This window comes from Streptomyces sp. NPDC059696 (genome assembly GCF_042733745.1).
In the GTDB taxonomy this organism is placed as follows: domain Bacteria; phylum Actinomycetota; class Actinomycetes; order Streptomycetales; family Streptomycetaceae; genus Streptomyces.
In genome coordinates, this window is sequence record NZ_JBHWFG010000006.1 from 284,509 (window position 1) to 293,249 (window position 8,741).

Consider the following 8,741-nt stretch of genomic DNA (forward strand, 5'->3'; position numbering starts at 1 on the left):
GCGGGGACATCACACCCATGAAACCCCGTGGGGACGGGGGTGCGGCGGACGGCACAGATGCCGGCGCAGCTGGGGAGCTGCGCCGGCATTGCTTTTCCCCTCCGGCGGTCGCCCCCACCTCACCCCCGCACCTCGGCCCGAGGACTGCGGAAGCCCGCTTCCGGCCGTTGCCGACGCCGCGCGCTCCACCCCCACGTACTCTCACCCCGTGACCCCCGCCCCCCTCGTGCACGCGCTCGCCCTCAGGGCCCGATCGGCCGCCCACGCCCGCTCGGCCGCCTGCCCCTGCGGCGCGGCCACGCTCGCGGACCGCCCGGACGGCATCGTCGTGCGCCACGCGGACACCGTCGCCAAAGCGCACCCGCCGGACAGCGACCCGGCCGAACTGCGCGCCCGCCTCCTGGTGGCCGCCCGCCTCCCCGGCCTCCTCCTGCCGCCGCTCGACCCGTCCCCGGTCACCCTGCACGGCCGCCTCGTGACGTTCTGGCCGTACGGCACCCCCGTCGACCCGGACGACCCGGACGCCGCCCCCTGGGAAGCGGCCGCCACCCTCCTCGCCCGCCTCCACCGCACCCCGGTCCCGCAGGGCCTGCCCCCCATGCGCGGCCCCGCCAAGGCGGCCCGGGCCATGGACCGGCTCCGGGCAGCCGGCCCGCACCCGGACGCCGCCCCCGTGCTGCGCGCCTGGGCCACTCTCCCGCCCTGGGCCCGCGACGAGGCACCGATGCCGCACCCCCGCACCCTCTGCCACGGCGACCTCCACCTCGGCCAGCTCATACGCCGCCCCGCGCCCGACGGCCCCTGGCTGCTGATCGACGTGGACGACCTCGGTGCCGGCGTCCCCGCCTGGGACCTCGCCCGCCCCGCCGCCTGGTACGCCTGCGGGCTGCTCCCGCCCGGGGAGTGGGACCGGTTCCTCACCGCCTACCGGCAGGCCGGCGGCCCGGCCGTCCCCGCCGAGGGCGATCCCTGGCCCGCGCTCGACACGGCTGCCCGGGCCCTCACCGCGCAGACCGCGGCCCGGGCCGTCACGAAGGCGGCCGAGGCCGGCCGGCCGCTGGACGAGGTGGAGCGGTCCGTCGTGGACGCCTGTGACCGAATGGCTACCGTCCCGCCACAGTTGACGCCGGAGCACGCGAAGTAGGGTGCAACCGACCACAGCGGGACAGAGTCTGTCCTGGCGAGACCTGAAGCAGGACCGACCGGCGAGGAGTTGAACGACCATGCAGTGTCCGAAGTGCCACGCACCGATGCACACGTACAACCGCAACGGCGTACAGATCGAGCAGTGCAGCGGCTGCCGCGGCATCTTTCTCGACTACGGCGAGCTGGAGTCCCTGACCCGCCTGGAGTCCCAGTGGTCCCAGGGCGCCCCGCCGCCCCCGCCCGCCCCGCAGGCCTACCCCGCGCCGCCGGCCCCGGCCTGGGGCGCCCCGCACGGCGGTCACGGACACCACGGCCATCACGGGCATCACCGCCACAAGAGCTTCGGGCACATGCTGTTCTCGTCCTGAGTCATGACACGACAGGAGCCCCCGGCCGCGAACGGCCGGGGGCTCCTGTGTGATGTGGACGATACTGGGATTGAACCAGTGACCTCTTCCGTGTCAGGGAAGCGCTCTCCCGCTGAGCTAATCGTCCTCGGGACCATGAACACGGACCGCATCCGGTCATGGGCACTGCGTGCGCGATACTGGGATTGAACCAGTGACCTCTTCCGTGTCAGGGAAGCGCTCTCCCGCTGAGCTAATCGCGCGGGACGGATCTTGAAAGATCCAGTGGACGATACTGGGATTGAACCAGTGACCTCTTCCGTGTCAGGGAAGCGCTCTCCCGCTGAGCTAATCGTCCTTGGAGGTGGAGACGGGATTTGAACCCGTGTAGACGGCTTTGCAGGCCGTTGCCTCGCCTCTCGGCCACTCCACCAGGAGTGTAGGGGACCGGGAAGCCCCCTCTTCCTTCGAGCGGACGACGAGGTTCGAACTCGCGACCTCAACCTTGGCAAGGTTGCGCTCTACCAACTGAGCTACGTCCGCCTGTCGTTTCGGTCCGCTCTCGCGGCCCGGCGACGTGTTGAACTCTAGCGGATTCCGGGGCCAGTACAAAAACGCGTTTGTGCAGCGTGCTGCGCTTCCCCTGCTCAGGGAGGTCACAGGGTCGTGCGACAGGACATCCCCCGGTCACCCGTGAGACACCCGCCCTAGACTCGACAGCGTGCTCGACCTCCCTCCTCTCGCCCGCTTCGGCGACCGCGTCGCCACCGGGCTCCTCGACGTCACCGACGATCCCGAAGCCCTGGAATCCAGCGGCTTCTGGGCCGTCTGCGCCGACTTCGAGGGCCGTCTGACCTGCGCCCGCTTCGCGCACGTCCGGACGGCGGACGTGTCCGTCCCCGCCCCCGGCGCGTGGCACGGCCCGGCCGCCGGTGACTGGACGTCCTCGCTCGACCGCGCCGCGTACACGTCCGCGGTGCGCAGGATCCGTGACCACATCGCGGCCGGCGAGGTCTACCAGGCGAACCTGTGCCGCGTGCTGTCCGCGCCGGTCGGGCCCCACGCCGACGTGGACGCCCTCACCGCACTGCTCGCCCGCGGCAACCCCGCGCCCTACGCGGGGACGATCCGCCTGCCCCGGCACGGCGTGGAGATCGCCACCGCCTCCCCGGAACTGTTCCTGCGGCGCGAGGGCCGGGTCGTCGAGTCCGGACCGATCAAGGGCACCGGCAGGACGGAGGCCGACCTGCTGGAGAAGGACTACGCCGAGAACGTGATGATCGTGGACCTCGTCCGCAACGACATCGGGCGGGTGTGCGCCACGGGCAGCGTGTCGGTGCCCGACCTGTGCGCCGTGGAGAAGCACCCGGGTCTGGTCCATCTCGTCTCGACGGTCCGGGGCGAACTGGCCGACGGGGCGGGCTGGGCCGAACTGCTCGGCGCGGCCTTCCCGCCCGGCTCCGTCACCGGCGCGCCCAAGTCCAGCGCACTGCGGATCATCGACGCCCTGGAGACGGCGCCCCGGGGCCCGTACTGCGGCGGGATCGGCTGGGTCGACGCCGACCGGGGGACCGGAGAGCTCGCCGTCGGCATCCGCACCTTCTGGATCGACCGGGCCGCCGGCATGCTGCGCTTCGGCACCGGCGCGGGCATCACCTGGGGCTCCGACCCCGAGGGGGAGTGGCGGGAGACCGAACTCAAGGCGTCCCGGCTGCTCGCGATAGCGTCGGGAACGTACGAGGTGACTGGAGAGGACCTGACGTGAAGATCTGGCTCGACGGCGGGCTGCAGGACATCGAGTCCGCCCGCGTCTCCGTCTTCGACCACGGGCTGACCGTGGGCGACGGCATCTTCGAGACCGTGAAAGCCGTGGCCGGCCGGCCGTTCGCCCTCACCCGGCACCTCGACCGGCTGACCCGCTCCGCGCGCGGCCTCGGCCTGCCCGACCCGGACCACGACGAGGTGCGCCGCGCCTGCGCCGCCGTCCTGGAGGCCGTCCCCGTGCCGCTCGGCCGGCTGCGTATCACCTACACCGGCGGTCACGGCCCCCTCGGCTCCGACCGCGGCGACCACGGCCCGACCCTCGTCGTCGCCCTCGGCGAGACGACCCGCCGCCCCGACTCCACGGCCGTGATCACGGTCCCCTGGACCCGCAACGAGCGCGGCGCGCTCACCGGCCTGAAGACCACCTCGTACGCCGAGAACGTCGTCGCTCTGGCCCGCGCCCGTGAACAGGGCGCCTCCGAGGCCCTGTTCGCCAACACCGTGGGGCAGCTGTGCGAGGGCACCGGATCGAACGTCTTCGTCGTCCTCGACGGCGAGATCCACACGCCGCCGCTCGCCTCCGGCTGCCTCGCCGGCATCACCCGCGCGCTGACGGCCGAATGGACCGGAGCGAAGGAGACCGACCTGCCGCTGGACGTCCTGGAACGGGCCGAGGAGATCTTCCTGACGTCCACCCTGCGAGACGTGCAGGCCGTGCACCGCGTCGACGGCCGTGAGCTGCCCGGCGCGCCCGGCCCGGTGACCGCCAAGGCCATGCGGATCTTCGAGGAGCGGGCGGGGAACGACCTCGACCCCTGACAGCCCCCGCAAATTCGGCTGCCCCCGGCCGTGGTTGCGGGTAGAACACCCCTGATGACCACGACCCTGCGGCCGACCGAGCCGCTTCAGCAGAACGCCGACGGGACGCGCTCACGCCGCTACCAGGTGTGCGTGAACAGCCGTCCCGTGGGGGCGATACACCTCGGCACGCATCCCGTGTTCGGCGACGCGGTGGCCCGGATCACGAAGCTGCACATCGAGGAACCGGACCGCGGGCGGGGCCGGGCCACGGTCGCCGCGCTCGCCGCGGAGGAGGTGGCGCGCGGCTGGGGGTGCCGCCGCATCGAAGCGACGGTCCCGGCGGCCTCCGAGGCCGGACTCCGCCTCGCCACGGCGCTCGGCTACGTCACACGCAACCGCGGCATGGAGAAGGCCCTCGGCGACACCCCGCCGGACCTGCCGGAGGGAAGCCGCGCCCGGCCCATGACCGAGGCGGAGTTCGGCCCCTGGCTGGCGAAGGGCATGGAGGACTACGCGCACAGCTGGATGGAGCGGGGCGTCCCGGAGGCCGAGGCCCGGGCCAAGTCCGAGCGCGACCACGCCACGCTCCTGCCCGACGGGCTCGCCACCTCCGGCATGCTCATCAGCATCGTCGAGCACCTCGGCACACCGGTGGGCGCGCTGTGGCTGGCGGTGCGCGAGAGCAGCGCGTTCGTCTTCGACGTCGAGACGGACGCCGCCCACCGGGGCAAGGGCCACGGCCGCACCCTGATGCTGCTCGCCGAGGCCCAGACGATCGCCGAGGGCAGGCGGACCCTCGGCCTCAACGTCTTCGCCGGCAACACCCCGGCCGAGCGGCTCTACGACTCACTCGGCTACGTGACCACGCAGTACGCCCTGTACAAGCCGCTCCTGTAGCGGCCAGGGAGCCGACGGCCGGGCGAGGGGGAGGTCAGTGTTCCCGCCCGGCCAGCAGCCGGTCCGCGATCTCCTCGATCCGCTCCCGCAGCCCTTCCTGACTCCTGCCGCCGTCGAGCCGCTCACCGCCGATCACGTACGTCGGGGTGCCGGTCACGCCGATCGCCTTGCCCTCGGCCTGGTCGGCGTCCACGAACAGGATGTGCCGGCCGTCGATCAGCGCGGTGTCGAACTCCTCGGCGTCCAGGTCCAGTTCGCGGGCCAGCTCGACCAGGAAGGGCTCTCCCTGACGCCCCAGCTCCTCGACCCGGCCGAGCAGCGCCTCGACGTACGGCCACCCCTGTCCCTGCTCCCACGCCTCCTCGGCGGCCTGGGCGGCGGCGAAGGCGTGCTTGTTCTTCTCCAGCGGGAAGTGCCGCAGCCGCACCTCCAGACGCTCCCCGTAGCGGGCGCGCAGGGCGCGGAGATCGTCCAGCGCGGTGCGGCAGTCCGGGCACTGGAGGTCGCACCAGACCTCGAGGACGGGGGCGGCGGAACGGTCGGAGGTGGAGTCGCTCATACCGACAGTCTTCCAGCAGGTGCCGCAGGGAGCGCGGTCCGCACCGGCACCTGCGGAGGAGGAGACCCGGAGATGTCCCTGATGTGGAGCCCGGAACATGGCCCGCCGGGGTGCCGCGGGTGCAGGATGGAAGGGACGCAGCGCCCCGACCCGACCGCGCGACGCCTGGAGGACCGGATGATTGCCGAGACCGTCTGCTCCGCCGTGTCCGCGGCGGGCCTGGGCATCGCGGTCGTCACGGCGTACCGCAAGCGCTACCTCGCCGCGGTCCGTATCGCGGCCTACTCCCTCGTGCCGATCGGCCTGGTGATGACGGGTGTCGTCGAGTGGCTGGCCGACACCGCCTTCAGCCCGACGGCCTGGGCCGGGTTCGGGCTGCTCGGTGTGGCGTGGGTGCTCTTCATGACCACGCGGGCGGTGGAGCGCCGGCGCGGCGGCACCCGCAAGGAGCGCAGGGCCGCCGCCCGCGCGGCCGGCGCGCCCGACGCGGTGGCACCCGCCTCGGCGCCCTCCCTGGGCCAGGGCGCCCGCCCGGCGGCCCGGCCCGCGCAGGCCTCCCGGGGCGAGGACGACTTCAGCGACATCGAGGCCATCCTCAAGAAGCACGGCATCTGACGGCCACACCGCACGGGCCCGAAGCGTCACCGGGCTGAATCGTCACCGGGCTGAATCGTCACAGTGGGTCCGCTGGCGCGCGAAAACGATCACAACCCGAACCGGACCTCACGCAATCGGTGCACTCCCGCGCGGCAGGAGGGCAGTGATCGCGTTCGGCGGGGCGCCTGCGCCATCATCGCCGCGAGATGCTGGACACGACGAAACAGAGCCACCCCGCACCGCCGCAGGACGAGCCCCGTACTCCGCGGGACGAGCCCTTCCTCCCCCTGGACGAGCCCCGTCCCCGGCAGGACGAGCCGCGCGGCTGCCTCTTCGCCCTCTCCCAGCCACCGCTGATGATCTTCCTGGCGGTGATCGGGAGCCTGCTGCTCATGGCCTCGTTGCACGATCTGCTGCTGCTGTGAGCTCCACCCGCGGTACCCGGCGTCACCCGCCGGGGCCGCGTCGGCATCGACGTCCTCCGCCTCCGGCGGGCCGGCGGCGGTCAGCCCGCCGCCTCCTTGCGGCGCGCGCGGTAGGCGGCCACGTGCAGACGGTTTCCACAGGTGCGGCTGTCGCAGTAGCGCCGGGAGCGATTGCGGGAGAGGTCGACGAAGGCGCGTCGGCAGTCCGGCGCCTCGCATCGGCGCAACCGCTCCTGCTCGCCGGCGACCACGAAGAACGCGAGGGCCATCCCGCAGTCGGCGGCCAGGTGGTCGGCGACGGAGGCGCCGGGTGCGAAGTAGTGCACATGCCAGTCGTAGCCGTCGTGGTCCGTCAGCCGGGGTGTGGTGCCGGCGGCCGCCACCAGGTCGTTGATCTGCGCGGCGGCCGCCCGGGCGTCGGGGGCGGCGAAGACCGCGGCGAAGCGGGAGCGGATCGAGCGCACCGCGGAGAGGTCGAGCTCCGAGAGCACCCCGACATCGCTGATCTCGTGATTCCGCACGAAGTCCGCGAGGGTCGCCACATCCGGCAGCCCGTCCGCCGCCGAGTCGTCCTCCGGTGCGGTGTTCACCAGATCGACCACGGTGTCGAGGGCGCACCGGGTGTCGTGGGTGATCAGCACGATTCGCTCCCTGGCCTGAGGGTCGGGCGGGCGCCCGCCGATGCTGGCCGATGGTAACGGCTCCACCACCACCGGACCGCCCACATGCCCGCACACGGTTTCGATGACAACGCCGGGCGACCGGCCATGGTTCCCGCGAGGCGCGGGCCGGGGAGGGACTTGCGGGGAGCGAGGGAGGGGTGCGGGAGGGGTGCGGGAGGGCATGTATGCGTACGCATGCGTATACGCGCGAACCGGCGCCGGACCGCGTGAGCCGCGGTATCGGCGCCGGTGTCATGCCGTATGCGGTTGTCCGGGCCCGAGCCGTCTCCCCGAGTGGACGGCGCCGGGCGGCTTGGTGGGTGCCTCGCCCTAGCTTTCCGCCAGGATGTGCGAGAGCTCCTGGTCGAGGTCGAAGTGCCGGTGTTCCGTGCCGGGCGGCACGGCGGCGTCGGTCCGCTTCAGGAAGGACTCCAGGGCCCGGGCCGGGGCCTCCAGCAGGGCCTCGCCCTCCGGCGAGCTCAGGGCGATGCACACGACGCCCTGGCCGTGACTGCGCGACGGCCAGACGCGGACGTCGCCGGTGCCCGTAGGGCGGTGAAGTCCCTCGGCGAGGAGGTCGCGGGCGAACACCCACTCGACGGTTTCCTCGGCTCCGGTGTGGAAGGTGGCGTGCACGGCGTAGGGGTCGGCCGTGTCGTACCGCAGGCCTGCGGGGACAGGCAGGGAGGACTCGCTCGACACAACGAGGCGCAGGTGCAGCTCGCAGCTGACCGTGGTGTTCATAAGCGCCAGGGCCTTTCGCTCAGTGTGCGCTCGGGGATTCGCACGTCGGCGAAATCGACATGCCACCTACGGTGCCGTTGTAAACCCCTCTGAGTGTTTTGCGTGCCTTTACGTAACTCTTCCGGCCGAGAGATCGTTCGACTCGTGCGTCCATTCCGGTGACTGGTTTCGCTCGGGTAGTGTTTGGCCGTATGAATACGGGGAGTGACCAGCCGGGCGAGGTGGCCGTGGCGTCGGACGAGTCGGGGACGGGCGAAGTGCACGGCGAGCAGCACCGCGGGCTCGGCTCGCGGGCGCCGGAGTTCATCAAGGCACGCCGGGCGCTGCACGTGAGCTGGCAGGTCGGGGTCTTCATCATCGGGCTCGCGGTCGTCGTGGCCGGCATCATCATGCTGCCCCTTCCCGGGCCGGGCTGGGTCGTGATCTTCGGCGGCATGGCGATCTGGGCGACGGAGTTCGTCTGGGCCCAGCTGGTGCTCCGCTGGACCAAGCGGAAGGTCACCGAGGCGGCCCAGCGGGCCCTCGATCCCAAGGTGCGGCGACGCAACATCATCCTGACGTCCGTCGGGCTGGTGATCGTGGGCGTCCTCGTCGGCGTCTACCTGTGGAAGTTCGGCGTGACCATGCCGTGGAAGATCAAGGACCAGTGACCGTCACAGGCACCCCCTGACATGGGGTAATGTTCTTCCTGCGCCCGGGCGATTAGCTCAGTGGGAGAGCGCTTCGTTCACACCGAAGAGGTCACTGGTTCGAACCCAGTATCGCCCACCCGGACCGGCGGCCCACCTGCGTCATCGCA

The 8,741-nt window shown here is 72.1% G+C and carries 11 protein-coding genes and 6 tRNA genes; 9 read left to right on the forward strand and 8 right to left on the reverse strand.

What is annotated here, in order from left to right; all coding sequences use genetic code 11:
• The first annotated feature begins 208 nt into the window (after positions 1-208).
• The gene (locus ACFV20_RS09365) at positions 209-1,144 is read left to right on the forward strand and encodes a phosphotransferase family protein (RefSeq protein WP_385654280.1); all 936 of its coding nucleotides are present in this window, start codon (positions 209-211) and stop codon (positions 1,142-1,144) included.
• Positions 1,145-1,223: 79 nt separating this feature from the next.
• Entirely contained in the window at positions 1,224-1,514 is a 291-nt protein-coding gene (locus tag ACFV20_RS09370; RefSeq protein ID WP_078506820.1) for a zf-TFIIB domain-containing protein, read from the forward strand.
• A 55-nt stretch (positions 1,515-1,569) separates the two neighbouring features.
• On the opposite strand, the gene ACFV20_RS09375 is transcribed toward ACFV20_RS09370, so the two are convergent.
• The 5 genes from ACFV20_RS09375 to ACFV20_RS09395 all read right to left on the reverse strand — a co-directional run bounded on the left by ACFV20_RS09375 (position 1,570) and on the right by ACFV20_RS09395 (position 2,036).
• A tRNA-Val gene (locus ACFV20_RS09375) sits at positions 1,570-1,641 on the reverse strand.
• A gap of 43 nt (positions 1,642-1,684) precedes the next feature.
• Positions 1,685-1,756: transfer RNA gene (locus tag ACFV20_RS09380), tRNA-Val, on the reverse strand.
• Between the two features lie 23 nt (positions 1,757-1,779).
• Positions 1,780-1,851 (reverse strand) — tRNA-Val (locus ACFV20_RS09385).
• Between the two features lies 1 nt (position 1,852).
• A tRNA-Cys gene (locus ACFV20_RS09390) sits at positions 1,853-1,926 on the reverse strand.
• Positions 1,927-1,963: 37 nt separating this feature from the next.
• Positions 1,964-2,036, reverse strand: a tRNA-Gly gene (locus ACFV20_RS09395).
• Between the two features lie 178 nt (positions 2,037-2,214).
• Here ACFV20_RS09395 and ACFV20_RS09400 point away from each other — a divergent pair.
• The 3 genes from ACFV20_RS09400 to ACFV20_RS09410 are packed head-to-tail and all read left to right on the forward strand — an operon-like array spanning position 2,215 to position 4,955.
• Positions 2,215-3,258 (forward strand): chorismate-binding protein, encoded by a 1,044-nt coding sequence (locus tag ACFV20_RS09400; RefSeq protein ID WP_385654283.1) that lies wholly within the window; start codon positions 2,215-2,217, stop codon positions 3,256-3,258.
• A complete protein-coding gene (locus ACFV20_RS09405; RefSeq protein ID WP_385654285.1) occupies positions 3,255-4,076 on the forward strand; it encodes an aminotransferase class IV in 822 nt (273 codons plus the stop codon). Before ACFV20_RS09400 ends, ACFV20_RS09405 begins: the two co-directional genes overlap by 4 nt.
• 54 nt (positions 4,077-4,130) lie before the next feature.
• Positions 4,131-4,955, forward strand: a complete 825-nt coding sequence (locus ACFV20_RS09410) for a GNAT family N-acetyltransferase (protein ID WP_385654288.1) — start codon at positions 4,131-4,133, stop codon at positions 4,953-4,955.
• A gap of 34 nt (positions 4,956-4,989) precedes the next feature.
• Here the strand turns inward: ACFV20_RS09410 and ACFV20_RS09415 are convergent, their stop codons facing one another.
• The gene (locus ACFV20_RS09415; RefSeq protein ID WP_385654290.1) at positions 4,990-5,514 is read right to left on the reverse strand and encodes a DsbA family protein; all 525 of its coding nucleotides are present in this window, start codon (positions 5,512-5,514) and stop codon (positions 4,990-4,992) included.
• 177 nt (positions 5,515-5,691) lie between these two features.
• On the opposite strand from ACFV20_RS09415, the gene ACFV20_RS09420 reads away from it, so the two are divergent.
• Both ACFV20_RS09420 and ACFV20_RS09425 read left to right on the forward strand, forming a co-directional pair.
• A complete protein-coding gene (locus ACFV20_RS09420) occupies positions 5,692-6,129 on the forward strand; it encodes a hypothetical protein (RefSeq protein ID WP_385654292.1) in 438 nt (145 codons plus the stop codon).
• A 188-nt stretch (positions 6,130-6,317) separates the two neighbouring features.
• A complete protein-coding gene (locus ACFV20_RS09425) occupies positions 6,318-6,536 on the forward strand; it encodes a hypothetical protein (protein ID WP_385654294.1) in 219 nt (72 codons plus the stop codon).
• A gap of 80 nt (positions 6,537-6,616) precedes the next feature.
• Here the strand turns inward: ACFV20_RS09425 and ACFV20_RS09430 are convergent, their stop codons facing one another.
• A complete protein-coding gene (locus ACFV20_RS09430; protein WP_385654297.1) occupies positions 6,617-7,177 on the reverse strand; it encodes a CGNR zinc finger domain-containing protein in 561 nt (186 codons plus the stop codon).
• Positions 7,178-7,528: 351 nt separating this feature from the next.
• The gene (locus ACFV20_RS09435) at positions 7,529-7,942 is read right to left on the reverse strand and encodes an SsgA family sporulation/cell division regulator (protein WP_004002642.1); all 414 of its coding nucleotides are present in this window, start codon (positions 7,940-7,942) and stop codon (positions 7,529-7,531) included.
• A gap of 191 nt (positions 7,943-8,133) precedes the next feature.
• On the opposite strand from ACFV20_RS09435, the gene ACFV20_RS09440 reads away from it, so the two are divergent.
• Together ACFV20_RS09440 and ACFV20_RS09445 are read left to right on the forward strand one after the other, a co-directional pair.
• Positions 8,134-8,592 (forward strand): TIGR02611 family protein, encoded by a 459-nt coding sequence (locus tag ACFV20_RS09440; protein ID WP_385654300.1) that lies wholly within the window; start codon positions 8,134-8,136, stop codon positions 8,590-8,592.
• 46 nt (positions 8,593-8,638) lie between these two features.
• Positions 8,639-8,710 (forward strand) — tRNA-Val (locus ACFV20_RS09445).
• The last annotated feature ends 31 nt before the right edge of the window (positions 8,711-8,741 follow it).